This window comes from Clostridium algifaecis, assembly GCF_017874415.1.
GTDB classification, from domain to species: domain Bacteria; phylum Bacillota; class Clostridia; order Clostridiales; family Clostridiaceae; genus Clostridium_B; species Clostridium_B algifaecis.
Genome location: NZ_JAGGLM010000004.1, coordinates 14,067 through 39,495, shown reverse-complemented (window position 1 = coordinate 39,495; position 25,429 = coordinate 14,067). Strand labels below are relative to the sequence as shown.

Sequence of the window (25,429 nt, the reverse complement as noted above, 5' to 3'; positions counted from 1 at the left end):
TTCCAAAACCTATTTATTGTTAATTATGTTCCACATGTTCCAATCCAGCATTGAAAAGCCTATTTATATGTTCATCATCTAAAGAATAATAAACTTGTTTCCCTTCTTTTCTGAACTTAACAAGCCTCGCTGACTTTAATATGCTCAGTTGGTGTGATATAGCAGATTGGCTCATATTAAGTACTTCTGCAATATCATAAACGCATAGTTCATTTTTAAACAGGGCATATATAAGTTTTATTCTTGTATAATCTCCCAATACTTTAAAAAGAGAAGAAAGCTTAAAAAATGTTTCCTCATCCAGCATACTTTCTTTAATACAATTTATAGACTCCTTATGGGTTTCATTATAAGAATTAATATCAATATCTGAACTATTGCTCATAATATCACTTCCCTACAGCAAATTAATTATAATAATACTATATTATTTAATTTAATAGTCTTTTTAACATCTATAATTCTCTGATTACTGGATCCCCTAAACTTGAGCTTATCATCTTTTTTATCTTCCATAAACTTGCCATCTACAAGTACATCTATGTTTCTAAGTAGAGAGATTGCTGATTTTCCAAGTCCATTATCTAGTATATACTCAATTTTATATCCTGTATAGCACCAAATATTTAAGTTTAAACTTTTAATCTTGTCTGCCATATATAAAAATGCCTCTGCCTGATAAAACGGATCCCCTCCAGAAAAAGTAACACCCTTTATCATAGGATTTACTTTTATATCATTAACTAAATCATCTATATCTCTTAATTCTCCACCATTAAAATCATGTGTGGATGGATTAAAACAACCTTTGCAATTGTGCCCACATCCCTGGGCAAAAAATACCCTTCTAAGTCCAGGACCGTTCACCAAACTTTCATATGCTATACCAGCTAATCTAACTTTTTTGTTCTCCATAATCTATCCTACCTTTATTCATTTACAATTCAAACCATGGAACTAATTTTTATATATCTTCATTCCTGTACTCTGTGATATCCTGTCTTTTCTTTCTGCGACCTTGCCTTCTCCAAATCTTTCATCAAGTGAAAGATATCCCGTAACTCTTGAAATTCCTTGAATATTGCTACTTCCACATTTAGGACAAGTATCTTCACCATGAAGATAAGTTCCACATTTCCTACAATATCTTATATGAAAATTTATCCCTATATAACTTATATTGGTATTACAATAAGCATAATTTATTATATCATAAACCGTATCCTCTGATGGATAATCATCCAATTCTATGTAGCTTATATGTCCACCGTTGCATAATTTATGGTAAGGCGCTTCAATATCAATTTTATCTTTTATCGATATCGGAAAACTTACTGGTACATGATAAGAATTAGTATAGTAGTCTTTATCTGTTACTCCTTTTATTTCTCCGAATATTTTCTTATCTTTAACTATAAACTTACCACTTAATCCTTCTGCCGGAGTAGCATAACAACTCCAATTCAAATGTGTTTCTTCCGTTAGCTTGTCTGTATACTTTCTAATATAAGATATGATTTTCACTCCAAGTTCTCTTGCTTCTTCACTCTCTCCATGATGTTTTCCAGTAAGTGCTACAAGTGTTTCTGCAAGTCCTATAAATCCTATTGCCCATGTCCCCTGCTTCAATATTGGTTCTATTGAATCATTATCATTTAAATTTTCAGCACCTTTCATAAGATGCTGACCTGCAATAAACGGCAAATCTTTAATTTTTAATTTTTTTAATATGCTGTATCTATGCATTAAAGATTCTCTGGCAAGATCTAATCTATCTTCTAAAAGTTTAAAAAATCTATTTATATCTTTTTTTGCCATTATTCCAATTCGAGGCAAATTAATAGTTGTAGGGGCTATATTTCCTCTTCCCTTGGTTCCCGCTTCACCATTTACATTAGAACATATATAAGTTCTACATCCCATTGTTGCAGGCACTATACCTTTATCATAATAAAATTTGTTAAAATCTGCATCTATATTCATAAATGTTGGATTCATTCTTTTTGCAGCTACTCTACAAGCTATTCTGAATAAGTAATAATAAGGATCTCCCTGTTTTTTATTAACTCCATCTTTAACCCTGAATATTATGTTAGGGAATATTGGCTGCTCTCCATGTCCAAGTCCTTTTTCATACTCAGTTAAGAATATTTCACATATCAAAGCTGCTTCCTTTGATCTTGGCATACCAATATTAATAGAACTGAATGGTACCTGTGAACCTGCTCTTGAATGCATTGTATTCAAATTATAAATCATTCCCTGCATAGCCTGTTCTACACTTCTTCTTAGTTTTTTTTCTGATAATTCTTCTATTCTGTTTTCTTCCAGATTCAATTCTTTTAAATTTTTTATTATTTCATCTTTAGTAGGTTTTACAAAGACAGCCATATCATTGTCAAAATCAGGATGCGACTGTCCTCCAAACATATCATTTTGTGATGATTGAAGAAGTATACAGGAAAGTTCCGCCGCAGATTCTATTCTCTTTGGTGTTCTTATATTCCCATATCCTGTATTAAATCCTTTCAGAAGCACTTCCTTAGTTGGTATATGAAGACAATTTATAGTTAAGTTATATGAATCAAGGTCATGATAGTATATATCTCCATTTTCATGAGCTTTTGCTAAATATTTAGGCATAGTAGCTAAATTATGCCACTTGTTGGATTCACTTGCTATTCTTAAAAGTTTTGCACTAAAATTGTTTCCAACATTAGCATTATCCCTATCAGTTTGAATTCCTATTTTATCAATGGCCTTCATAAGATCAGATTTTATTTCTCTTATTTCATTTCTATCTCTTCTATAACTAGAATAAGCCAACCCGACTTTAACATAACCCCTCTTCATAAGTATTTCTTCAACTTTATTCTGTATATCTTCTACATTCATTTCTTGTAAATTTAAATTTTCTATACTCTTTATAACTTTTTGAGTCAGATCAATAATTTCACTTTCTTTTAAATCATAGGCTATTTCATCTGATGCCCCTTTTATAGCATTAGCTATTTTAATAGAATCAAACTCAACCCTTCTACCATCTCTTTTTACAACATATAGCATATATTATTCCTCCGTTCCACAATATATAGTGTACTTTTGAAATTATACTATGTAATTTTTCAAAAATCAATTTTGATTTTCAACCAATTCATGACTACTAATTACACCATCATAATTTTAATCCAGTTTGCTTTAATTTTTCCATTTTTATAGTAAATATAAAATTTATTATATAGAATAATTTTATATTTAAATGGCAAAATAATTGTATACCAATTTAAGCACGCTTAAATATTATACAACTAAAAATCCAAAATATAAATGGAATAAATTTTTAGGAGTGATCAAAATGATTGACAAAATAACAGATGCAAACTTTATAGATACCTCTATGATTTTATGTGATGATTCTACTTTAAATACCTCAATATCTTACTTTCCATACAATTATAAAATTTGTAACAGAGTAAATATAGAGCCACTCCAAATTAAGTTTGCTGGGAAAAATTCTGCAAACATTTCAATTCCTCCAATTTGTTGAATTAATCACAGTTATATACTATAATAATATTTGTGCTAGGGGTGCTTTTTAAAGCTGAGAAATAACCATTAACCCTTTACCTGATCTGGATAATACCAGCGTAGGGAAGCTAAATATCTTTTCATATAGTCTTTTCTTTTTCAGGTACCTCAAAAAGCACAAGGGAGGTATTTTAATGTCATTGTCAAAAAATTTTATAGAAATAAGTGCTCATCCAAGTTCTATTTTTGCACTTATAGCTCTGGTAATATTTATTTTATTTATTGCTAAAATAAAAAAGATCAAATTCAACACTCACCTTATTACACAAATAGGTATAGCACTAGCTCTTGCTACAATACTAAAAATATTCAAGATTTATCATCTTCCACAAGGCGGAAGTGTAACACTTGGAAGTATGGTACCTATACTTCTCATGGCCTTTCTATACGGTCCAGAGATAGGTTATCTTACAGGATTTTTATATGGAATTATAACTTTAATACTTGATCCATATATATTACAACCAGTTCAAGTTTTATTTGATTATCCACTTCCTTTTATGGCGCTCGGACTTGCCGGTTATTTTAAAAACCGTAAACTGATTGGTACAACCATAGCAATATTGGGCCGGTTTATCTGTCACTTTATATCGGGTGTTTTATTCTTTGGAAGCTTTGCACCAAAAGGTATGTCTCCTGTAGTTTATTCATTATTTTTAAACGGTAGTTTCATGCTTCTTGAAGGTATTATATGCTTAGTTATAATAAGCGTACTTCCTATCAAGAATTTAGAACATATTTTAAATAAAAATATCGGACAAAATGCCGGTAATACACTTAAATAATTGGTATATAAAAAACTGTACAAACTTTAAGGTCTGCACAGTTTTTATATTTAAAATAAAAACTAATTCTCTATGGATATAGCATCTACAGGGCAGCTATCTCTAGCTTCTACTGAATCATCTTCCAACGTTTCTGGAACTTCATCTACCAAAACTCCAGCTTTTCCATCTTCTTCAATAGTAAACACTTCAGGACATATGCTCTCACATAATCCACAGCTTATACATGTATCTTTGTTAACTATTGCATTCATAAATATTTGCCGCTATTGTAACTTTTACGTTTAAATAGCCGGCATCTCACCTCTTTTCTGACAAATTATTTTTAATTAAAACATAGTTTATCCTATGATTAATATAATTGTTTGCCAATTAAGAAGTTAATATTCGTTTATTAAAAATTTTTTATTTATTCATTCTTTCCATAAAATTGTCAACCAAAGTATCATATTGCTCTGATTTAGATATATAATCTTCTACTTTACCATCTTCCATATTATCTACAAGTTCTAAATCCATCGGTGTTTCAGCAAGCAAAGGAAGTCCGAGATATGTAGCCTGCTCTTTTGCAGATTTTTTACTAAAAAGCCTTATTTTTTCATCGCAATTTTCACATTTTACATAAGAAAGATTTTCCACAGCTCCAATTATGTTTATATTCATTTTTTCAGCCATTATAACCACTTTTTTAACTATCATAGATACCATATCCTGAGGTGTAGAAACTATCACAATTCCATCTAATGGTACATCCTGCATTATAGTAAGTGCTACATCACCAGTTCCTGGAGGCATATCTATCAAAAGATAATCCAAATCTCCCCATTCTGTATCAGAATACATCTGAGTAAGTACTCCAGTAATTACAGGTCCTCTCCATATAACTGGCTGTTCTTCCTTTTCAGTTAAAAGATTTAATGAAATTACCTCTATTCTCATATCTGTATTTACAGGAGAAAATTTTATATTTTGTTCTTCATCCAGTTGAGTTATTTTTGCTCTTTTTTCATTTATTCCAAAAAATCTAGGCATAGATGGTCCTGTTATGTCACCATCTAAAACTCCAACTTTATAACCTTTATGTTTTAATTTTATTGCAAGTGCACCGGTAATAGTAGACTTACCAACTCCACCTTTTCCGCTCATAACACCTATTATATGCTTTATCTTACCAAATTTAGGGATTAATTTTGAACATTTATCTTTATCCTCTGAACTACACTTTGAATTACTTGGACAGGTACTGCAATTACTCATCTTAATTACTTCCTTTCTTAATTGTTAAATCTTTTGTAAACACACTATCTAAAAAGTATCAGGTTTGTTTTCTGATATAGTTGTATCCCATCTTGTATTTTTATAACTGTTTATTATATAATATTTTTTTTCATTCTGCTGAGATTTATCCCAAAATGTTACTGTTAATTTATAAAGAGTAGATTTATATCCTTCCGTTTTAACAGTAACTAAAATATCATATTTATCTTTATCTTGATTTACTATACTTGAATTTTTAAATTCACTTTTAATATCTGACGTAAATTCATCAAGTTCAGTTGATAATATAAACCTTGCAGCATCAACATCATCATCAAAATTTATTCCTATAGTTTTATTTTTATCCTTATTTTTAAAGTACTCATTTAAAGCATCTTTTACAGATCCATAATATATGCTCTTAAAATCATTCGGTGGAGTTCTTATATTCCAAAAATTAGTTATTATATCATTGTCTATTCTGTTAGATACTATATAAACATTATTGTTGTTATATAAATTCCCATAATTCTTTTTATCTAATCCCACTATATAATTAAACTTAAGTACTTTATTATTAGTTTCATCTATTTCAAAAATATAGTCAGGTTTTAAGTTAGATTTCTGTTTTGCTTTTTTTGCAGAAGACAATATGTCATATAATTCAGTAATTGCTTTTTGATCAGTAACTACAAATCTAAAACCCTGATCTCTGGTGCTTTGAATTGTTATGCTCTTAACTTTACCCTGATTTATATACTCAAAATCTGAATTTTTAAGTCCAACCTTTACCTGTAAATTGTTTAAAGTACTACAACCTGGTATAAAAACGCAAAACAGTAAAATAACTATTATAAAAAGTGACTTTTTATTTATATGCTTCATCATTAAAATGCTTCCCGCCAATAATAAACTACAGCAGGGAGTCACTCCTTTCCAATATAAAAAATTCTATTCACTATTATAACATATTTCCCTATAAAAAAATTTCCTTTCAGTTATAAATTGAAAGGAATTCACTATATTAATTATATTTTAAAGTATTAACTATAGTTTTAAACATAGTCGGCATATTTTCCTTAAAATCTTCTTCCTTCATAAAAAATGAAAACCTGTAGAATTGATTTCCATTCTTTATGAAATATTCTTCACCCATATAATCATTTCCAACTGCTTTTGTCATGGTATACTCCAATAAATATCCTGTTTTATCACCATAACTTATATCCCTTAAAGAATATTTCTTATAAAGATTTTGTTTATCAGATATTACCTTACTATTTTCTAAAAATGTTCTCAAATCACCTTTAAAATTCCACACTTCAAAAAATCCATTTATTTTGTCATCATTGCTTTTAAAATCAGTATGGCAAACTATCTCATCGCCAAATGTTCCCTGTTTCTTAACTTTCCAGGATGATGGAAGTTTATATTTTATCTTGCCATTAAGCTCACTATATTGTGATAGTGAATTTATATTATTCTGAATCAATGATGCAAATTTCAATCTGTTTTCAAATCCTTTTTCAAATCCTAGAAGCACAATCATGAGTCCCACTAGAATTATTGTAATACCTAGTTTTTTTTTATTTATTGTTATTATCTTCATCATTTTTTAACCGGTATTTGAATAATGCCAGTTCTAAAATCATAAAACATCAGCCAGTATCCAAGTTCATTCTTATCTTTTCCTGAAATCCATGTTACAAAGCCTGATCTTCCTCCATATGGCTGGGCTTCTTTACTTTTTTCTCCTGGTATACCATAAATCATATATTTTACATTTTCATTTTTGTCATATTTGTATCCAATTAAAAAATGTTTATATTTACCTATATAGTTGTAATATGGTGACATAGGATAATAAATGAATCTGTATTTATTTGAGTTATCTACATTTTTCATATTTTCTACAGGCACTTCGTACCACTTGCATCTTTTTAATTCACTATTTAAATTTGGTATTTCATTAAACTCCTGTACAAGTGACTTGAAAAAATCATCTTTTAAATCATCATTTTGTGTCCTATAATTTTCATCTAACTTTACAGAAGAGCTATCTATATATATATCTTCTTTATTTTGTTTTACATCTTCCTTGTTTTGTTTGTTTTTTTCTTGATCACTGCTGTCAGTCTTAATTCTATTTAGTTCAGACTCAATTTTATTATCAACTTCTTCTTTTATCTCTTTCTTTTCCTCTTCCTTTTTCTGTACATTATTCCCTATATTATCTTTTATATTGTTTTCTACACTATGTTCCTCATTTAAAATGTTATTTTTTTCATTATTATCCTCAACTTTATCTTCAGCATATTTTTCTTTTGATATTTGAGCTGTCTTTTTTTCCATCTCTATAGTCTGCTCGTACTTATCAAATATGCTTTTATTTTCTGATTCATCAGACTCCTTAAATTTAACTTTTTTATCCTTTTTATCATTCTTGCTATTTGCTTCAAATTTTTCATTCTCATTTTCTGAAATATCAACTTTTTTTCTTTTATAATTTATAATCTCAAATGACTTCCAGTCCGGTATTTCCATGCTCGCAAATCCACTCATCACAGCTATTATATTGTTATCTAAAATTCTAACAATAGCAGCACCTGATATTCTATCCATAGGTATTCCGGTATCACATACATTATTTACGGGATACTCATAGCTCACATCTGCCCTGCCATAATCATCTATGTTCATTTCACCAATATTAACTATCTTCTTAACATCTTTTTTATTGCATATAAGTATCATGTAATACGGTGTCTTGTCTTTTTTTAAATTCTGTACATAGTAAGATATCTTGCACTTGTCATTTTTAGTTTCCAATTTAGCATATCCTGAGGCTATCTTGTCTGAAGCTAAAGAGTATCCCTTTTCATCTTCCTGCAATATTATAAAGTATCTACTATAACTCTTTTTCTGTGCCAATTTTTCCATACCTCCATATATTTTATTCATTATAATATATGAGGTAACTTTCAAAAAGTGAACAATTACTTTACTATTTAATATTATTAATTATAATAATTCATATATGCAATCAGATAATTTTCCAAATTCTTTTATAGAAAGAGTCTCCCCTCTTCTCTTAGGATCAATATTTGATTTTTCAAAAGCCAGTTCCATATCAGTTTTAGACATTTTTAAAGATTTTAATGCATTCCACAAAGTCTTTCTTCTCATATTAAAAGAAAATCTAACAATTTTAAAAAATAAGTTTTTATCTTTAACCTTAACTCTAGGTTCATTAAGTTTTTCCATGTTTATTACTATGGAATCAACTTTTGGGCTTGGAATAAACGAAGATGGACTAACTCTTCTAACTATATGTACATTGCAATAATATTGTACAAGTATAGACAGAGCACCATATTCTTTACATCCTGGATCAGAAGCTATTCTTTCCCCTACCTCTTTTTGTATCATTATGGTTAATGATTTAAAGTTATAATTTTCATTTAAAATTCTTGATATTATAGGTGTAGTAACATAGTAAGGTAAATTAGCTACAAACTTTACATTGTCTCTATCACCTATTATTTCATTAAAATCTACCTTTAAGGCATCTCCATGTATTAGCTTAAAATTAGAAAAATCCTTTAATTCTTCCTGTAAAATAGGAATTAAATTTAAATCTAGTTCTACTGCATAAACAACTTCAGCTCTCTTTAAAAGTTCCCTTGTAAGTGTTCCAACACCAGGGCCTATCTCTATTATTAAATCTTTATTTGATACATTTGAACTGTCTAATATGTCTTCCAGCACAGAATCATCTATTAAAAAATTTTGTCCTAATTTTTTTGAAAATCTAAATCCATATTTATTTACAATATCCCTTATGGAAAATTTGTCCATGTTATATCTCCTTATTTATTTTTATAATTGCTTTTTTAAACTCCTCTTTTGTAATTCCATAATTATTTAGTCTTTTTAAAAATTGGGATGTGTTTGCATATCCGATACCAAGTTCTTTTCCCAATTTATCTCTTCTCTCTTTCGAATCGTCATCCCCTGTAAGTTTGAAAAAGAACATATCATTTACATTGAATTCCTGTCTTTTTTCCTTTTCTTCAAATTTTGCATTTTCAAGTGCTCTTATTATAACTTCAGGAGAAGCGTTTTCTACACCTATATCTCCATCTTTTGTACCATCTTCTTGAGATATATAAGCATGTTTTATATTTTTCACCCTTTTTGAGATTATTCTTCTAATTTTTTCTCCTGCAAAATCAGGATCTGTAAGAACTATAACTCCTTGTCTCTTTTGTGCTTCTTTTATTTTGTCTATAACTTTCTTATTTATTCCAAAACCGCCTACAGCTATAAGTTCTGCATCAACTGCTTTTTTTACGGCAGTTACATCATCTCTTCCTTCAACTACAATTATCTCTTTAATCATATAACCTCCACTATTATTTAAAAATTTATCCTAAAAATATTATACCTATACTTTCAAGATATTTAAACAAAAAAAATAGGAGTCTTTACTCCTAATTAATTACATATACATTAACCAATTTTACTCCCCAGTCATTTGCTTCTGAATTACTATTAAAAAACAAGTCTATTCTATTTCCTTTAATTGCACCACCAGTATCTTCCGCTATAGCATACCCATATCCTTCTACATATAACTTTGTTCCAAGCGGTATAACTCTAGGATCAACTGCAACAGAGCTGCAAGTTCCCCTTTTCGCTACAGTACCTGTAGCTGTAATACCAAAGTCCGTATCTCCAGGCTCTTTGCCCGTACTTTCATAATCTGCACTATACGCAGTAGATTTCATATTTAATGATCTAACAACAGAAAAATTTCCTCCTCTAGACGGACTGTAATCAGGTATTTCACCCATAGCAATTACTTTTTGAACAGGCTGTTTCTTAATCACTTCACTTATAACTTTTCTTGAAACTTCTTTACCATTTTCATACATAATTCTAGTCACAGTTTCTTTTTTTCCATTTTGTCCCTCTTGTATAACTCTGTTACTTCCTTGTTGAATACTTTCATCATCTTTAACTACTGTTTCATATTGTATTTGGCTACTCGATTTTATGTCTTTACTTTCCACCCTAGTTATAATTATTTTCAATCCTTTTTTCAATTTCGAGTATTTGTATGGAACCACTTTATCCAGACTATTTAATTTGATTTTCTCTGCCTTTAACATATCACAAATATTATTTTCTGGAGAATTTATGCTTAATTTTTTTCCATCGACATCAACTTCTACTTTTAATGCCCTTTTTATTATTAATTTTGCATTATTATGAACTTTACTATTTAAACTAGGGCTTACTTTATCCTTAGGTCCTATTTTAATTCCATTACTGCTTAATATATTTCCATAGGTATTGCTAAATGTAGTTATATTTTTATATTTACCATCTACTGAAATTGTCACAGTTTTTCTTATACTAAAAATAACCATAATTAAAATTATAATTGATACTGATACGATAATTGCTGCTGTTTTAGGTCCATCGGAAAAATATTTATTTACGTATGTCTTTAACTTTTTCACCATAAAAAATACCTCCTACGGGTAAGAGCGATCTCAAATATCATAAATTAAAAATCTATTTATAATAAAGCAGCCACTCCAACTTTAAACTGTTAAATGCATTCTATGCATAGAACTATAGTAAAATATTTATAATTCCAGTATTAATTTTCTAACAGTCTTTTCGGATATATTATTTATAATTTATAGTTAAATTTATACTTTATTTCAATTTTACACCTTTTTTATAGACTAAGCAAGCTTTTTTCATTTAAAATAGTCGCCTTACTTAATTCTTTACTATCCATATTCCTTATTTCCGCTATTTTTTTTATAATAAATTCTATATATTCAGATCTGTTTCTTTTACCTCTAAAAGGAGTTGGAGCCATATATGGGCAATCAGTTTCTACTAAAATTTTATCTAATGGTACTTGTTTTGCCACTTCAACTACCTTCTTTGCATTTTTGAAAGTAACAACTCCCGTAAACCCTATGTAGTACCCGAGTTTAATACACTCTTTTGCAAATTCAACACTTCCTGAAAAACAATGAATCTCTCCCCTTACATTTTTAAACTTTTTAATTATATCCAGGGTATCCTTATGAGCTTCTCTGTCATGTATTATTACAGGAAGATTTAATTTTTCTGCAAGTTTCATTTGATCTATAAAAACTTTCTTTTGAATATCTTTAGGTGGATTTTCTTCATAATAATAATCGAGTCCGATTTCTCCAATTGCTTTAACTTTTGGATTTTTACATAGTTCTTCAAGTTCGCTTAATATCTCATCTGAAAATTTATCTGCATATTCAGGGTGTATCCCTACAGCTGCATAAAACATATCATATTTGTCAGCAAGTTTTGTGGACGCTCTTGATCCCTCTATTGATGCACCACAATTTAAAACTCCTACAATTCCATTCTCCTGCATTTCTTTTATTACTATCTCTCTATCTCCATTAAATTCTTCATCATCATAATGAGCATGTGCATCAAATATATTAAATTCCATATAAAGTCTCCCTTCATTTATTACATACATTTTATATTATTACATCAATACAGTAAACAAGGTAAATTTAATTTTATACATATTTTTTTCATTACACTATAAATGATACTTCTAATATAAATCTTTTAATGATATCATATGAATATAAAATCAGGAAAATTGCGACTAAAAACAATAACTATTCAAAAGGAGTGTTTTACAAATGACTAATTTAAAGGGGCAAGAATTACTCAGGAATCCTTTTCTTAATAAGGGAACTGCTTTTACAAAAGAAGAAAGGGAAAAATATAATCTTACAGGCCTCCTACCTTGTGCAATAAGAACAATAGAGGAACAGGAGAAGATAGCATATGAAAGAACTAAATGTTTTACAGATAATCTTGAAAAGCATCTTTTTTTAATGAATATATATGACACAAACCGTACTTTATTTTATTATACTGTAGGAAAACACGTTACTGAATTTCTTCCTATTATTTATACACCTACTATAGGTGATGCAGTAATAAACTATTCAAAAAATTATGATACTCCAAAAGATGCCGTTTTTCTTTCAGTAGATCATCCTGAAAATATAAAACAATCTATTGAAACAGAATTGAAGGATCTTGATGAAATTAAACTTATAGTTGTAACAGACGGTGAAGGTGTTCTTGGAATAGGTGACTGGGGAATTCAAGGAGTTGACATATCTGTTGGAAAACTTGCAGTATATACTGTTGCTGCTGGAGTTAATCCTAAAAATGTCCTTCCCGTAGTAATAGATGCTGGAACAAATAATGAAAAACTTCTAAATGATCCATTATACATAGGAAACAAGCATAAGAGAATTACAGGTGAAAAATACTATGACTTCATAGATAAATTTGTAAATATTTCTATTGATATGTTTCCTGAGGTACTTATGCACTGGGAGGATTTTGGTCGTGGAAATGCAAGAAATATTCTTGAAAAATACAGATCAAAAATATGTACCTTCAACGATGATATACAAGGAACTGGAGTAATGATGGTATCTGCCATGAATGCCATAGCTAAAGTTACTGATATACCTGTAAAGAATCATAAAGTTCTAGTATTTGGAGGCGGCACCGCTGGTGTAGGTGTATCAGATCAAATATTAATGGAAAAAGTAAGAAGTGGTCTATCAGAAGAAGAAGCTAAAAAACATTTCTACCTTGTAGATCGTGAAGGTCTTCTTACGGAAGATATGAATAATTTAACAGAAGGACAAAAAAAATATGCTAGGTCAAAAGGTGAATTTCAAAAACCATTAAAAGATCTCGCAGAAATAATAGATGCTGTTAAACCTACTGTTCTTATTGGAACTTCTGGAGTTCATGGAGCTTTTACAGAGCAGGCTATAAGAAATATGGCAAAAATAAATAAAAGACCTGCTATCATGCCTATTTCAAATCCTACAAAACTTTGTGAAGCAACTGCAAAAGATATAATAGAATGGACTGATGGTAGGGCACTTGTTGTAACAGGAAGTCCTTCTGATCCTGTAGAATATAAAGGTGTTACATATAATATAGGTCAGGCTAATAATGCATTACTCTATCCTGGACTTGGATTCGGTATAACAGTTGCTAAAGCAAAAACAGTTAGTGACGGATTACTTGCCGCTGCTGCACATGGTATTGCTTCTCTTCAAGATCTTTCGAAATTAGGTGCGCCTATTCTTCCTCCAGTATCAAAACTTAGAGATGCATCAAAACTTGTAGCAACTGCAGTTGTAAAACAGGCAATTAAAGAAAATTTAAACCGTTCCTCTATTTCTGATCCAAAATCAGCTGTTGAAAAAGAAATTTGGGAACCTTGCTATAAATAAACCTTAGCTTTCTATAAAACTAAAATGACTAAAAAGCTGAATGTAAATTTCAACAGCTTTTTAGTCATTTAACTATTATCTCACTATGCTGCCTGCATCAAGATCTCCTGATATAGTAGCAGTAAATAATTTTTTCTCATCATCAGATGCTCCGGAAAGTATCATTCCCTGTGAAAGCTCACCCTTTAATTTTATAGGTTTTAAATTAGCTACCACTATAACAGATTTTCCTACAAGATCTTCAGGTTTATAATATTTCGCGATTCCAGAAACTATCTGTCTTTCTTCTCCTCCAAGATCGATCTTAAATTTAAGAAGTTTTTTTGCGCCCTTAATTTTTTCACAGCTAAGAACCTTAGCAACTCTTAAATCCAATTTATCAAAGTCATCTATTGTTATTTCTTCTTTTACAGGCTGAACTTGTTTTTTATTCTTCAAAGCCTGTTGCTCCTTTAGTGCATTAAGCTCTTCTATTTTTTTATCAACATCTATTCTTGGGAATATAGGTTCGCCCCTATTTATCTTATTTCCTACTTTAGTTCCATTAAATGAAGACAGGCTCTCCCAAGTTGTAACATCAATATTTAATTGTTCATTTATTTTATGACTTGTATCCGGTAAAAATGATGATATAAGTACTGATGTAAATCTAAGTGCCTCTGAAAGATTATAAAGTACTGCTGCCAATCTTCCCTTTTTAGCTTCATCTTTTGCAAGAATCCATGGAGTTGTTTCGTCTATATACTTATTTGCCCTGCCTATAAGTTTCCATATGGCATCTAAAGCTTCCGGTATTCTGAGTTCATTCATATTATCTTCTACTTTTTTAGGAGTATCAAGTGCTAAATTTATAAGATTATTATCTATAGTATCTTTTTCTGATGGTTCAGGTATTTCACCACCAAAATACTTGTCAATCATAGCACAAGTTCTTGAAAGAAGATTTCCAAGATCATTTGCAAGATCTGAATTTATCTTATTTATAAATATTTCATTATTAAATAATCCATCTGATCCAAATGGTATCTCTCGAAGAAGATAATATCTTACAGGATCTGTTCCAAAATTGTCAATTAAAACAACTGGATCTACTACATTACCTTTAGATTTAGACATCTTTCCACCATCTACTAAAAGCCATCCATGACCAAATACCTGCTTAGGAAGTGGAATACCAAGTGCCATAAGCATTATAGGCCAATATATAGTATGAAATCTCAATATGTCCTTACCAACCAGGTGCACATTTGCAGGCCAATATTTTTCAAAAGCCTCTGTATTATCACTGCCATAGCCAAGTGCAGTTATATAATTTACAAGTGCATCTATCCAAACGTATATAACATGCTTGGTATCGAAAGTTACTGGTATTCCCCAATTAAATGAAGTTCTTGATACACATAGATCCTGAAGACCTGGTTTTAAGAAGTTATTTATCATTTCATTTTTTCTTGATTCTGGTTGTATAAACTCAGGATGATCTTCTATATATTTTATAAGCTTAGGAGCATATTTTGACATTTTAAAGAAATATGCCTCCTCCTTTGTTTTTTCAACTGGTCTTCCACAGTCAGGACAATTCCCATCTACAAGTTGAGTTTCAGTCCAGAATGATTCACAAGGTGTACAATACCAGCCTTCATATTCACTCTTATATATATCTCCCTGATCATACAATCTTTTGAATATTTTTTGGACTGCCTTTACATGATAATCATCTGTAGTCCTTATGAATCTATCATAACTTATATTCATCATATTCCAGAGTTTTTTTATTCCGCTTACTATCTCATCTACATATTCCTTTGGGGTAACACCCTTGGCTTCTGCCAATCTTTGAATTTTTTGACCATGTTCATCTGTTCCTGTAAGCATCATGACATCATAGCCTGTTAATCTCTTAAATCTAGCTAAAGCATCTGCTGCAACAGTTGTATATGTATTACCTATATGTAATTTAGCTGATGGATAATAAATTGGTGTAGTAATATAATAAGTCTTCTTATTCATTTTATTTCTTCCTTTCTTATAATTGCATCCTAAATTTTTTAAATGTTTAAAATTCAAAATGCCTCTATATGGTTTTTCCATATAGAGGCATATAATAAACACTTTACCACTCTATTTCACTCCCACCTCACAGTAGAAGTCTCATTAAGTAACTATAATTACTGTACAGTATAACGTCTGTAAATCCGTATTATCCTAATTTATCTTCAGATAACCTGTTCCAGAACCATCTTCATAAATCATGCTATCATCAGTTCTCACCAATATACTGATTCTCTTTAGATTATTTGATTTATTACTCTTTCTTTCATAACATTTTAATAATATAATAGATTATATATTTTTTTATGTCAATATCTTATTTAGAAATTTCTTTGTATTTTTCATTTATAGCTTTTAAATCTTCTAAAAATGGTTCATTTTTGCTTGGGTCTCTAAGTATTGCTGAAGGATGAAAAGTAGCTGTCATATAAAATCCTTTTTTTTCAACCCATTTGCCCCTGTCTCTTGTAATTCTCCAATCTGAACCAAGAATATATCTCATGGCTGTTGCTCCCAAACATACTATAATTTTAGGCTTTACAAGTGCAACTTGATTTCTTAAATATTGTATACAAGCTTTAGCTTCATCCTCATAAGGAGTTCTGTTTTTTTCAGGTCTGCATTTGCATATATTGCATATGTAATAATCTTTATTTCTATAAAGATTAATATCCTGTAGATATTTCGTTAAAAGCTGACCTGCTCTGCCAACAAAAGGGATGCCAGTTCTATCCTCATCTGCTCCTGGTGCTTCTCCTATAAATATAATATCCGCTTTAGAATTTCCATCTCCAAAAACCATATTTGTTCTTTTTTCACCTAATGAACATTTATGACAATTTAAGCACTCTTCATATAATTCTTTCCACCTAAGCACGTTATATTCACCCCGATTAATTTTTGCATATAAACTTATTATTTATATCTAGGTATTTCGAAATTCAAAGTCTCACCAGAAGAAGATAAGCTCTCTATTCCATTCATTATATTGGAAATTTGCTTATATGCCCATGATATATCTGTTGCATACTCATGTTCTCCCGGTTTATCTGGATTCCACCTCATTTTATATACAGTATCCTGCTTATAAGTAGGATTATTTATATATTTACTTGCAATCCAACTAGCCCCTCCTTCTATTCCATCTTTTATAGTAAACCAACCTTCATCATATGCTTTTTTAGTGCCTGCTCCATTAGGATCACTATCTACTGCACCTATTCCAAAAAAATTATATACTGGCTTACCATAAATATAATTTCCATTGCTATCCTTTGTTCCTCCATTTGCCAAAATCGAAGTACCATTTCCCGTTTCAAGCATAGCATGGGAAACCAAATAACTTACACTTATATTATTATCCTTTGCTGCATCAATAAATGTTTGTCCACAGTCTTTAAATATTCCTTTATCCTGAAGGAAAGTATTCAAACTATCAGCTGTTATTCCATCAGAATAATTAAGCTTCAAAAATTGGTATTTCCCATACCCATCCAGAAAATTATCTGGGTCCAAATAATATTTTATTTGATTTGAACTTGCCGAATTATTAAAAGCATTAGTTTCTACAAATACAGGAGCAGTTTTCAATTGAGTATCTGCAATATCCAATAATGAAATATCATAATCTTTGTAATAACTTGAATCCTGAACATCCAATTTATCTACACATCTAAAATAATCCACGAAATAATTATCATAATCAGTATTTATATCTCTATGTGCTCCTTCAGTACCAGCTCTTTTTATATATATAATTGCCTTATATTTTTGTCCTTCAGTCCCAGCACTTAAAGTCTTATTACAAGTTATTTCACCATTTTTAGAAGATATATATCCACCTGTCATATCTTGAAAGTCTTCTTTATCAGAAGGGTTATTAGCTGTTACAAATATTCTATACTGTACGTCTTGTCCACCTGTAGAACTTAAAATAAATCCCTGCTTTTGAGAAGACAACAAAGGCTGATACTTAAATTTATTAGAAACTATATTAGGCAAATCTGAATAGCTCGTACCATCAGAATATTTATTCCCAATTGTAAATTTCAATTTAACAGGACTTGTAAGTTCTTGATTTAAAGCAGATTTAACACCTTTACCTACAATTAAATAATAATTTTCTCCCGGATCATAACCTGAAACTTTAGGACTTACGAACACAGTAGTTTCATCTTTTCCTAATGTTACACTTACAGGTATATTATTATTATCTTCATCTACAACAGTTATATTACTGCTATTAACCGTACTTGCATTTAATGTATTATTAAATTTAACAGTCCATTCCTTATTTGAATCTATATTTATTCTAGGTGTATTTAGAGAAGTGGCTGCATTTACTTTAAATTGAAAAATTGTAAAAGAAAATGCTATAGTTAAAAGTAATGTTTTTATTCGTTTATTCAATATCTTTTCCCCCCATAATAATAAAAAATCAGTCCACATATTATTTGGATTTATAATATTCAGGATTTGTTAACCTTCTTTTAAATTCATTCACCGTATGATTGGCACTTATATAAACTCTATGAAGTGTATAAATTCCCTGATTCTTAATACACCAGCCGCTCTTGGTAACAAAGGCTAATTTATATCCGGCAGTTTTTACTGCATTTAAAGTATCTACATTATATAATCCATATGGATATGCTATATATTCTACTTTTTTATTTAAAATTCCTTCCAGGAAACCTTTAGAATTTTTTAATGTCTGCAATTGTTTATTATAACTTAATTCATTAAGTTTGTCATGATTAACCGTATGACTTTCAATATCTATGCCATTTTTACTCATCTCTTTTATTTCATCAGAATTTAAACATCTTTTATCTTTATCTATATTGCTAGTAATTACAAATATAGTAGCTTTAAATCCAAATTCTTTAAGTATAGGATATGCATTTATATAGTTGTCTTTATAACCATCATCAAAAGTTATAACTACAGATTTTCTGGGTATAGGTTTATTATCATTAATAAACTTATAAAGCTCATTAATAGTAATTGTCGTATATCCATTATCTTTTAAATACTGCATATGCTTTTTAAATAACTCTTTTGGCACTCTAAGTTCATTTCCCTTTTCATAATCAATCGAATGATACATAAGCACAGGCACATAGCTAGTATTATATATTATATCGCCTGCAAATTGCCTGTCTTTAGTTATTTTGTTTGCTTTTACTTTTTCTATTGAATTCTCATTTTCATATTTAATATTTGATTTATAATTTTCATTATAACTAAGGTTGTTTGAAGTTCTTAAAGATTTAATTTTTTTAATATTATATATTCCAAAAAATATTATAAAAGTCATTAAGGAAACGATTAAAATTTTTAGACTTTTCTTATTCATATCTTAGCTTCTTTCCATATAATCTATATAATGCTTTAAATTAAATTTCATAATAGTATAAGAATTTATTTCTAATTTGTATTATTTGTATTTTAAGCTATTTCTATACACAATAGATACTTAATTTTTTATTATATTACTTATATTTAACCTTAATAACAATCTCACATATACATCTTGTATATCTAAAAGTAATTTTCTATATAAAGTTATGCACATTATCAACATATTACCTGTGCATAACTTGTGCAATATACATTAATATTGTAATTTTCGGTTAATATTTTATTTTTTATCATTATAAACATAATATTCTCCACTTATATATCCACATTATCAACATGATTGTTTATAATATGTTTATAACTTATCTAGTAACAATTTAAGCTTACTTTTCATATAATATATTACCTTAGTAAAAATGTACTATAGCCTATTTACCAAAAATTATCATTTATTGATAAAAATATACCTTTTTTCATCCCTACAGCACAAAATTAACTATATTAATTTTGTGCTGTATTCATCTTTATTTAATCTATATTAATATTATAAAATTTTTAAAAAATATTTATAATATTAATATTTTTTGGGAAGAATATTTATTGCTATTTCATTAACAATTTTACAAAAATATGATATTATTTAATTAATCAATTAAAAGAAAGGTGGGGCTAATTATGAAAGATAACGTTATCAAAGTAGATTTTTTAAAAAACAAAAAAAGGAAATTAAAAAAAACTAATTTATTAATTTTAATAAAAAATTTTTTTAAAACTGTATTTAGCTCTACAAATGATACTTACTCAAAACAGACTAATAACGAACCAGATAAAAAAATAATTAATTATTCGAAATATATATCTTAAGGTGCATTTTAAAAGCACCTTTTTTTATAAAATAAATTCCTTTTATTTCCATACTTGTATGTATGCTTAATTAACTGTATAATTTTATATGTAATTTAAAGACTAAAACATATGTGGAGGTTAATATTAATATGCGAATTGGAATAGGTTATGATGTACATAAATTGGTAGAAGGAAGAGATCTTATTTTAGGTGGTATAAAAGTACCTTTTGAAAAGGGTCTTCTAGGTCATTCAGATGCAGATGTACTCATCCATGCAATAATAGATAGTCTATTAGGTGCTTTAGCATTAGGCGATATAGGAAAACTTTTTCCTGATACTGATCCAAAATATAAAGATATATCAAGTATCAAACTATTGCATTATGTAAATAATATTATACTTAAAAAAGGTTATAAAATAGGAAATATAGATTCTATAATAGTTTCTCAAAGTCCAAAACTATCACCTTATATTCATAAAATGAGAGAAGCTATATCTAAAACCTTAAATACAGATATAGATTTAGTTAGTGTAAAAGCAACCACTGAAGAAGGTTTAGGTTTTACAGGTAAAAAAGAAGGCATAGCAGCTAAAAGTGTATGCCTGTTAGAAAAGGCTTAATTAAATAGTCATATTTTCTTATCATAATTGTTAACTATATTCTGTACTAATTTTTTTATTCCACTTGCCTGGCATATTAAAGACATGACTATAAAAAACAACATTATTCTTTCTTCTTCTTTTTCAGATTTCAATTTCATGCCTTTAATTGTATCTTTTAATTTTTTTTCATCAAAAAATTCTTTAGTGATTAATTTTTGAAAACTATCCTTTTGTATATCAGAAAATATCTTATATGCTTCTTCCCATGATATTATGTCATCTTCTCCATTGTTTATCTCATTAAAAGCTAATTTAAATACCTTTTTTATTTCATCTGTAGATAATAATGGTCTCATATAACTCAATAGAACTAACTGGACCAGGTGATCTTTTGTATATCCTCTTTTTTTCCCATTTTCAGGTTTGGATATAACTTCATTCTTAACATAATTTTGAACTATGTTATTTGTGTACTTTTCTTCTGAAAATTTATCATTTAAATAATCTATAACCTGAGATAAAAACAAATCATATCTAGGCAAATCTTCATAAGGTACTATTGTGTTTTCTGATATTTCCTCTGCTGTTTGTTTTACATACTCCATATTAAATTGATTTTCTTTCAAACTTCTTCCCTCCAGAATAACCTACAGTATCAATATTTATTTTCTATACTAATATTATAGGTTATTTATAACCCCTTTACAAGGTAATTATCACATATCTTTTAAATTATATGTATATTATTAATTTAAAAAACAAGGCATAATGATGACCTAGAACTAGCTATATGTTAAAATATAGTGATAAATAGTTTATTATATCTTAAAATAGACTATTTTAGTACTTGTAATACAGTATTAAATAACTTATTATATTATTATAATTTATACATAGTTAAAACAGTAATCTAAAGTTATTATTCTTCCTTAGTATAAATATTATGTTACTATATAGTAAAGATAGATTTTATTAAGGGGTGGTGGTTACAATAAATAAGAAACAAAGAATCACAGCATTATTTATTATTTTTTTATTTTTAATTGTAAATGCAACTATACCAACTTTAGCTAATAATTTGTTCGATACTAATATAAACACAGTATATGCTAAAACTTCATTAATAAGTTTCAGATCTGGAGGTTTTTCATCACATTCCTCCAGTGGCAGCTCCTTTCACAGTGCAAGCTCTGGAGGAGGCAGTTTTAAATCAGGAAATTTTTCACAACCTAAATCAGAATACAAAAGTAATTACAACAAAAATAGCTCAGGTAGTAGTTCAAGTGGAGATTTTAAATCAGGAAGTTTTTCTAATTCACCAAAATCCGATTCAAAATCTAATAACAGCAGTAACAATAGCAATGGTAACCAAAGTTATAACAATAATAGCAGTACTAAACGTTCGTTCTTTCCTATACCAATCCCTATACCCTTTTGGCACAGTTATGGTTTAGGTAACTATGGGCATACCAGTCTTTTATCACGTTTTTTTTGGGGATTTATAAAATTTGTATTGCTTCTGTTAATCATAATATTTATAATTAACAGAATAAATAAATTTAGAAGAAGATAATTAAGGAGGAGTATAAAATGGGGTTCATTAAAAGAGTATCAAATATTTTCAGAGCAAAGGTAAATAATTCATTAGATGAAATTGAAAATCCTATAGAATTATTAGATCAAAAATTAAGAGATATGGAAGAAAGCCTAAATAAAGCTAAAATATCTTCTGCACAAATACTTGGCAATGTTCATGAAATTGAGAAGAAAATGCAAAATGCAAAAAATACTTCTGTGGAATTCGACAGCAAAGTAAAATTAGCATTAAGTAAAGGCAACGAAGAATTGGCTAAAAAAGCACTAGAAAGAAAATTAGATGCTGATAAAACCTATAACTCTTTGGAAAAAAGCTATAAAGATGCACGTGTTAAAGCTGAAACAATAAAAGAAAAATTAAAAGAACTTGAAGAAGAAATTCAGAAAACCAGAACCTATAGAGATGAAGCTGCTGCAAGGTATAATAATGCTGAAGCAAGTAAAAAAGTAAATGAAATCCTTGCAGATGTAAACACTGGAAGTAATAAAATAAATCTAGATGATATAGAGAGAAAAATTGAGAAAAAAGAATCTCTAGCTGAAGGACTAGGTGATTTAAAACAAGATGATACTCTTGATAAAGAATTTGAAAAATTAAATGAAGTAAATTTAGATGAAGAATTGAAAAAATATAAACAAAATTAGGTGTTGTTATGAGTAAGTTTGATGAATTTGTAAATGAAGAAAAGTCTCATTATGGCAAAATATTTGTAGATATAAACTATGCTATAGATAATGTATCTCCTTTTCTAGATAATGAAATATTAAACAGGCGAAAGTATATGCCTAAAATTGATACTTTGAAAAAATATATAGAATTAATTGAGTCTGCTCAGTCTGAAATTAAACACAGTGGTTTTTTTAATAAATTCAAAGGAGATAAATATATATCTTTATTAAAAACTTACAAAAGTGATAATTTGGAATCATTAAATCAACTTGAAAAATGCAGTACATGTCAATGTCTAAATTGTACATCAGATTGTAAATTCGATAGTTGCCTAGGTTGTAAATCCGATTCCAATATTATTCATTGTGATAAAGTAACTATTAATATAACAAAGCATGATAACTTTAACTTGCAGCTTACAAATAATAAAACAGGTGAAAATAGTAACTACACAGTAATTGCTACTCTCCAAAATGCACAGCTTAATAAAAAATATATAATAATTCAAGATATAATTACAAAAGAAAAATTTATATTATATTATTATCCTGGAATTTCAGAAGATAACTATGGGGAAATAACCAACGAAGATGAATTTGATTTTATAGTATCTACTTTTCAAAGTGTGGATAACTAATTAGTTTGTCCATACTTATGCACAGAAAATAACAAGTTATCAACATTTTCTGTGCATAACTTATACACATTAACCCTGTTAATCATAAGTATCGAACAATACTTATCAACATTGTTAATAAAATATTGTTCAATTTAATTCACTATTGTTAATAACTTTTATTTCAACTTATTTATATATTGTATACTTTCTTCTCTGGTCTTTATCTTTCCTGTATATATAAGTTTATATATATCTTTAATAATATCAGTCATCAGAGGCCCCTTATTTCCCAAAATATTTATAATATCATTTCCATCTATAAGTTTATTTTTTCTTATGTCAACATAAATTTTATATTCTGAAAACATATCTTCAATGAATTTACTATATTCTTCTTTTTCATTTTCTTCATCTAAAAGTATTCTTGTGGCATAATTATCACAAAATGAAATTAAAATTATTTCCATTGCAAATTCATTATACTTATAAAAAAATTCAAAATACGCCTCTTTATTCTCTCTATTATTTTTGAATAAATACAAAGGATACATGTGTGCTCCCACGACAGTCTCTATAAATTTGGAGGCCTTTTTAGGAAATTTTAAATTATTGCATATATTTTTACATATATCTGCTCCGATTTCTTCATGTCCTAAAAAACTAACTTTATTATTTTCCTTTTTATAAGCTTTATATTTACCTATATCATGAACAAAACATGCAAAAGCAGCATATTCTTTCATAGTGAATTTTCCAAAACCAACATCAAATATACTATAATCAAGTTTTTTTATTACTATTCTTTTTTTTATCACATCTTTGAAAACCTTATAAGTCAAATTACTATGAGTAAATACATCTTCTATATGATATTTACATTTGCCTACAGTTTTTAATTCTTGTACATATGGAATTAAATTTTTCAATATGGAAAATGTATCTAATATTTCAAATGCGTTTCCCTGCTCATCTTTTTTTATTATAAGCATAAGTTCGGAAAGTACTCTTTCCTTTGGTGCATTTTTAAGCTTATATGCTGATTTTTCAATCATATTTTCTGTATCAAGATTGAAATGCATTCCATAACTTATATATATCCTTATTGCCCTTAAGATTCTAATAGGATCATTATTTAAACTATCCATTGTTACCATTTTAATTATTCTGTTTTTTAATGCTTTTCTTCCATCAAAAGGATCTATTATTTTGTTTTCTCCAAGTTTCATGCATATAGCATTTACAGTAAAATCTCTTTCTTTTAAATCTTCAACTATATTTTTTCCATTAATTTTAGAAATATCTATAGTGTTGTTCCCAATCATGCATCTATATATATCAATTTCTTTTTTTATAGGAAAAAATTTATATCCTATCTGATTTAAATTCTTTATAAGGCTAACAATGTCTCCATCATATATAAAATCTGCATCTTCTGGTTGGATTTTAGGATTTATTAATTTATCTCTTATATATCCTCCAACCAAATATATATTTCCTTCCATTTTGCTTAAATCTCTAATAAATTTTTTTACATAATTCAATATATCACCTACTTCATAATTATTTTACCATATACATACCATAAAATAATTATAAGTAAAATAATTTATTTTGCTTAATCAAATATTCGACATAATTTCGACATATATTTTAAATTACCCACTTAATTCCTTTTTTATTTAAATGAATAT

At 28.4% G+C, this 25,429-nt stretch carries 26 protein-coding genes and 1 riboswitch; of the genes, 8 read left to right on the top strand and 18 right to left on the bottom strand.

What is annotated here, in order from left to right; translation table 11 throughout:
• Positions 1–19: 19 nt before the first annotated feature.
• The 3 genes from J2Z42_RS04825 to J2Z42_RS04815 are packed head-to-tail and all read right to left on the bottom strand — an operon-like array spanning position 20 to position 3,066.
• Entirely contained in the window at positions 20–385 is a 366-nt protein-coding gene (locus J2Z42_RS04825) for an ArsR/SmtB family transcription factor (RefSeq protein WP_209701385.1), read from the bottom strand.
• Between the two features lie 26 nt (positions 386–411).
• Positions 412–915, bottom strand: coding sequence for an anaerobic ribonucleoside-triphosphate reductase activating protein (nrdG, locus tag J2Z42_RS04820; protein WP_209701383.1), 504 nt, complete (start codon positions 913–915; stop codon positions 412–414).
• A gap of 42 nt (positions 916–957) precedes the next feature.
• Positions 958–3,066 (bottom strand): anaerobic ribonucleoside triphosphate reductase, encoded by a 2,109-nt coding sequence (locus tag J2Z42_RS04815; RefSeq protein ID WP_209701382.1) that lies wholly within the window; start codon positions 3,064–3,066, stop codon positions 958–960.
• 289 nt (positions 3,067–3,355) lie between these two features.
• On the opposite strand from J2Z42_RS04815, the gene J2Z42_RS04810 reads away from it, so the two are divergent.
• Entirely contained in the window at positions 3,356–3,547 is a 192-nt protein-coding gene (locus tag J2Z42_RS04810; protein ID WP_209701380.1) for a hypothetical protein, read from the top strand.
• Positions 3,548–3,574: 27 nt separating this feature from the next.
• Positions 3,575–3,671, top strand: a riboswitch (TPP riboswitch).
• A 51-nt stretch (positions 3,672–3,722) separates the two neighbouring features.
• A complete protein-coding gene (thiT, locus tag J2Z42_RS04805; protein WP_209701378.1) occupies positions 3,723–4,373 on the top strand; it encodes an energy-coupled thiamine transporter ThiT in 651 nt (216 codons plus the stop codon).
• Positions 4,374–4,435: 62 nt separating this feature from the next.
• On the opposite strand, the gene J2Z42_RS04800 is transcribed toward thiT, so the two are convergent.
• The 9 genes from J2Z42_RS04800 to J2Z42_RS04760 all read right to left on the bottom strand — a co-directional run bounded on the left by J2Z42_RS04800 (position 4,436) and on the right by J2Z42_RS04760 (position 12,153).
• The gene (locus tag J2Z42_RS04800) at positions 4,436–4,627 is read right to left on the bottom strand and encodes a ferredoxin (protein ID WP_209701376.1); all 192 of its coding nucleotides are present in this window, start codon (positions 4,625–4,627) and stop codon (positions 4,436–4,438) included.
• Positions 4,628–4,778: 151 nt separating this feature from the next.
• Positions 4,779–5,630 (bottom strand): Mrp/NBP35 family ATP-binding protein, encoded by an 852-nt coding sequence (locus J2Z42_RS04795; RefSeq protein WP_209701374.1) that lies wholly within the window; start codon positions 5,628–5,630, stop codon positions 4,779–4,781.
• Positions 5,631–5,678: 48 nt separating this feature from the next.
• Entirely contained in the window at positions 5,679–6,518 is an 840-nt protein-coding gene (locus J2Z42_RS04790) for a YhfM domain-containing protein (RefSeq protein WP_439897313.1), read from the bottom strand.
• Between the two features lie 136 nt (positions 6,519–6,654).
• Entirely contained in the window at positions 6,655–7,239 is a 585-nt protein-coding gene (locus J2Z42_RS04785) for a PsbP-related protein (protein WP_209701372.1), read from the bottom strand.
• Positions 7,239–8,561 (bottom strand): hypothetical protein, encoded by a 1,323-nt coding sequence (locus tag J2Z42_RS04780; RefSeq protein WP_209701370.1) that lies wholly within the window; start codon positions 8,559–8,561, stop codon positions 7,239–7,241. The genes J2Z42_RS04785 and J2Z42_RS04780 overlap by 1 nt, the downstream gene beginning before the upstream one ends.
• 90 nt (positions 8,562–8,651) lie before the next feature.
• The gene (gene rsmA, locus J2Z42_RS04775; protein WP_209701368.1) at positions 8,652–9,488 is read right to left on the bottom strand and encodes a 16S rRNA (adenine(1518)-N(6)/adenine(1519)-N(6))-dimethyltransferase RsmA; all 837 of its coding nucleotides are present in this window, start codon (positions 9,486–9,488) and stop codon (positions 8,652–8,654) included.
• A 1-nt stretch (position 9,489) separates the two neighbouring features.
• Positions 9,490–10,032 (bottom strand): ribonuclease M5, encoded by a 543-nt coding sequence (rnmV, locus tag J2Z42_RS04770; protein ID WP_209701366.1) that lies wholly within the window; start codon positions 10,030–10,032, stop codon positions 9,490–9,492.
• Between the two features lie 91 nt (positions 10,033–10,123).
• Positions 10,124–11,161, bottom strand: a complete 1,038-nt coding sequence (locus J2Z42_RS04765; RefSeq protein WP_209701364.1) for a resuscitation-promoting factor — start codon at positions 11,159–11,161, stop codon at positions 10,124–10,126.
• A gap of 221 nt (positions 11,162–11,382) precedes the next feature.
• The gene (locus J2Z42_RS04760) at positions 11,383–12,153 is read right to left on the bottom strand and encodes a TatD family hydrolase (protein ID WP_209701362.1); all 771 of its coding nucleotides are present in this window, start codon (positions 12,151–12,153) and stop codon (positions 11,383–11,385) included.
• A 202-nt stretch (positions 12,154–12,355) separates the two neighbouring features.
• Between J2Z42_RS04760 and J2Z42_RS04755 the strand changes: the two genes are divergently transcribed.
• Positions 12,356–13,987 carry an NAD-dependent malic enzyme gene (locus J2Z42_RS04755; protein WP_209701359.1) on the top strand — a complete coding sequence of 544 codons (1,632 nt, stop codon included), beginning with the start codon at positions 12,356–12,358 and terminating at the stop codon, positions 13,985–13,987.
• A gap of 75 nt (positions 13,988–14,062) precedes the next feature.
• Here the strand turns inward: J2Z42_RS04755 and metG are convergent, their stop codons facing one another.
• The 4 genes from metG to J2Z42_RS04735 form a co-directional block, all read right to left on the bottom strand.
• The gene (metG, locus tag J2Z42_RS04750; RefSeq protein ID WP_209701631.1) at positions 14,063–16,078 is read right to left on the bottom strand and encodes a methionine--tRNA ligase; all 2,016 of its coding nucleotides are present in this window, start codon (positions 16,076–16,078) and stop codon (positions 14,063–14,065) included.
• Positions 16,079–16,355: 277 nt separating this feature from the next.
• Complete coding sequence (locus tag J2Z42_RS04745) at positions 16,356–16,916, bottom strand: uracil-DNA glycosylase (RefSeq protein ID WP_209701357.1); 561 nt, start codon at positions 16,914–16,916, stop codon at positions 16,356–16,358.
• 38 nt (positions 16,917–16,954) lie between these two features.
• Positions 16,955–18,448 carry an N-acetylglucosaminidase gene (locus J2Z42_RS04740; RefSeq protein WP_209701355.1) on the bottom strand — a complete coding sequence of 498 codons (1,494 nt, stop codon included), beginning with the start codon at positions 18,446–18,448 and terminating at the stop codon, positions 16,955–16,957.
• Positions 18,449–18,488: 40 nt separating this feature from the next.
• A complete protein-coding gene (locus tag J2Z42_RS04735) occupies positions 18,489–19,397 on the bottom strand; it encodes a polysaccharide deacetylase family protein (RefSeq protein WP_209701353.1) in 909 nt (302 codons plus the stop codon).
• A gap of 680 nt (positions 19,398–20,077) precedes the next feature.
• Here J2Z42_RS04735 and J2Z42_RS04730 point away from each other — a divergent pair.
• Together J2Z42_RS04730 and ispF are read left to right on the top strand one after the other, a co-directional pair.
• Positions 20,078–20,266, top strand: coding sequence for a hypothetical protein (locus J2Z42_RS04730; RefSeq protein ID WP_209701352.1), 189 nt, complete (start codon positions 20,078–20,080; stop codon positions 20,264–20,266).
• 131 nt (positions 20,267–20,397) lie between these two features.
• Positions 20,398–20,871 (top strand): 2-C-methyl-D-erythritol 2,4-cyclodiphosphate synthase, encoded by a 474-nt coding sequence (gene ispF, locus J2Z42_RS04725; protein WP_209701350.1) that lies wholly within the window; start codon positions 20,398–20,400, stop codon positions 20,869–20,871.
• An 8-nt stretch (positions 20,872–20,879) separates the two neighbouring features.
• On the opposite strand, the gene J2Z42_RS04720 is transcribed toward ispF, so the two are convergent.
• Positions 20,880–21,458, bottom strand: coding sequence for a DUF1836 domain-containing protein (locus J2Z42_RS04720; RefSeq protein WP_439897314.1), 579 nt, complete (start codon positions 21,456–21,458; stop codon positions 20,880–20,882).
• A gap of 377 nt (positions 21,459–21,835) precedes the next feature.
• On the opposite strand from J2Z42_RS04720, the gene J2Z42_RS04715 reads away from it, so the two are divergent.
• Genes J2Z42_RS04715 through J2Z42_RS04705 form a run of 3 tightly spaced genes read left to right on the top strand, consistent with a single transcriptional unit; the run spans position 21,836 to position 23,756 of the window.
• Positions 21,836–22,426 (top strand): hypothetical protein, encoded by a 591-nt coding sequence (locus J2Z42_RS04715; protein WP_209701348.1) that lies wholly within the window; start codon positions 21,836–21,838, stop codon positions 22,424–22,426.
• Between the two features lie 17 nt (positions 22,427–22,443).
• Positions 22,444–23,094 (top strand): PspA/IM30 family protein, encoded by a 651-nt coding sequence (locus J2Z42_RS04710; RefSeq protein ID WP_209701346.1) that lies wholly within the window; start codon positions 22,444–22,446, stop codon positions 23,092–23,094.
• Between the two features lie 8 nt (positions 23,095–23,102).
• A complete protein-coding gene (locus J2Z42_RS04705) occupies positions 23,103–23,756 on the top strand; it encodes a 3'-5' exonuclease family protein (RefSeq protein WP_209701344.1) in 654 nt (217 codons plus the stop codon).
• A gap of 158 nt (positions 23,757–23,914) precedes the next feature.
• Here the strand turns inward: J2Z42_RS04705 and J2Z42_RS04700 are convergent, their stop codons facing one another.
• On the bottom strand, positions 23,915–25,279 hold the full coding sequence (locus J2Z42_RS04700; RefSeq protein ID WP_209701342.1) for a tRNA nucleotidyltransferase/poly(A) polymerase-related protein: 1,365 nt from the start codon (positions 25,277–25,279) through the stop codon (positions 23,915–23,917).
• Between the last annotated feature and the right edge of the window lie 150 nt (positions 25,280–25,429).

What these genes read in the sequence shown, in the direction of transcription:
- J2Z42_RS04765 (WP_209701364.1), bottom strand. Translation starts at nt 11,161, where the DNA reads ATGGTGAAAAAGTTAAAGACATACGTAAATAAATATTTTTCCGATGGA.
- rnmV (WP_209701366.1), bottom strand. Translation starts at nt 10,032, where the DNA reads ATGATTAAAGAGATAATTGTAGTTGAAGGAAGAGATGATGTAACTGCC.
- ispF (WP_209701350.1), top strand. Translation starts at nt 20,398, where the DNA reads ATGCGAATTGGAATAGGTTATGATGTACATAAATTGGTAGAAGGAAGA.
- J2Z42_RS04790 (WP_439897313.1), bottom strand. Translation starts at nt 6,518, where the DNA reads ATGATGAAGCATATAAATAAAAAGTCACTTTTTATAATAGTTATTTTA.
- J2Z42_RS04810 (WP_209701380.1), top strand. Translation starts at nt 3,356, where the DNA reads ATGATTGACAAAATAACAGATGCAAACTTTATAGATACCTCTATGATT.
- nrdG (WP_209701383.1), bottom strand. Translation starts at nt 915, where the DNA reads ATGGAGAACAAAAAAGTTAGATTAGCTGGTATAGCATATGAAAGTTTG.
- J2Z42_RS04795 (WP_209701374.1), bottom strand. Translation starts at nt 5,630, where the DNA reads ATGAGTAATTGCAGTACCTGTCCAAGTAATTCAAAGTGTAGTTCAGAG.
- J2Z42_RS04710 (WP_209701346.1), top strand. Translation starts at nt 22,444, where the DNA reads ATGGGGTTCATTAAAAGAGTATCAAATATTTTCAGAGCAAAGGTAAAT.
- J2Z42_RS04720 (WP_439897314.1), bottom strand. Translation starts at nt 21,458, where the DNA reads ATGGAGTATGTAAAACAAACAGCAGAGGAAATATCAGAAAACACAATA.
- thiT (WP_209701378.1), top strand. Translation starts at nt 3,723, where the DNA reads ATGTCATTGTCAAAAAATTTTATAGAAATAAGTGCTCATCCAAGTTCT.
- J2Z42_RS04815 (WP_209701382.1), bottom strand. Translation starts at nt 3,066, where the DNA reads ATGCTATATGTTGTAAAAAGAGATGGTAGAAGGGTTGAGTTTGATTCT.
- J2Z42_RS04730 (WP_209701352.1), top strand. Translation starts at nt 20,078, where the DNA reads ATGAAAGATAACGTTATCAAAGTAGATTTTTTAAAAAACAAAAAAAGG.
- J2Z42_RS04705 (WP_209701344.1), top strand. Translation starts at nt 23,103, where the DNA reads ATGAGTAAGTTTGATGAATTTGTAAATGAAGAAAAGTCTCATTATGGC.
- rsmA (WP_209701368.1), bottom strand. Translation starts at nt 9,488, where the DNA reads ATGGACAAATTTTCCATAAGGGATATTGTAAATAAATATGGATTTAGA.
- metG (WP_209701631.1), bottom strand. Translation starts at nt 16,078, where the DNA reads ATGGAAAAACCATATAGAGGCATTTTGAATTTTAAACATTTAAAAAAT.
- J2Z42_RS04800 (WP_209701376.1), bottom strand. Translation starts at nt 4,627, where the DNA reads ATGAATGCAATAGTTAACAAAGATACATGTATAAGCTGTGGATTATGT.
- J2Z42_RS04760 (WP_209701362.1), bottom strand. Translation starts at nt 12,153, where the DNA reads ATGGAATTTAATATATTTGATGCACATGCTCATTATGATGATGAAGAA.
- J2Z42_RS04755 (WP_209701359.1), top strand. Translation starts at nt 12,356, where the DNA reads ATGACTAATTTAAAGGGGCAAGAATTACTCAGGAATCCTTTTCTTAAT.
- J2Z42_RS04735 (WP_209701353.1), bottom strand. Translation starts at nt 19,397, where the DNA reads ATGAATAAGAAAAGTCTAAAAATTTTAATCGTTTCCTTAATGACTTTT.
- J2Z42_RS04785 (WP_209701372.1), bottom strand. Translation starts at nt 7,239, where the DNA reads ATGAAGATAATAACAATAAATAAAAAAAAACTAGGTATTACAATAATT.
- J2Z42_RS04825 (WP_209701385.1), bottom strand. Translation starts at nt 385, where the DNA reads ATGAGCAATAGTTCAGATATTGATATTAATTCTTATAATGAAACCCAT.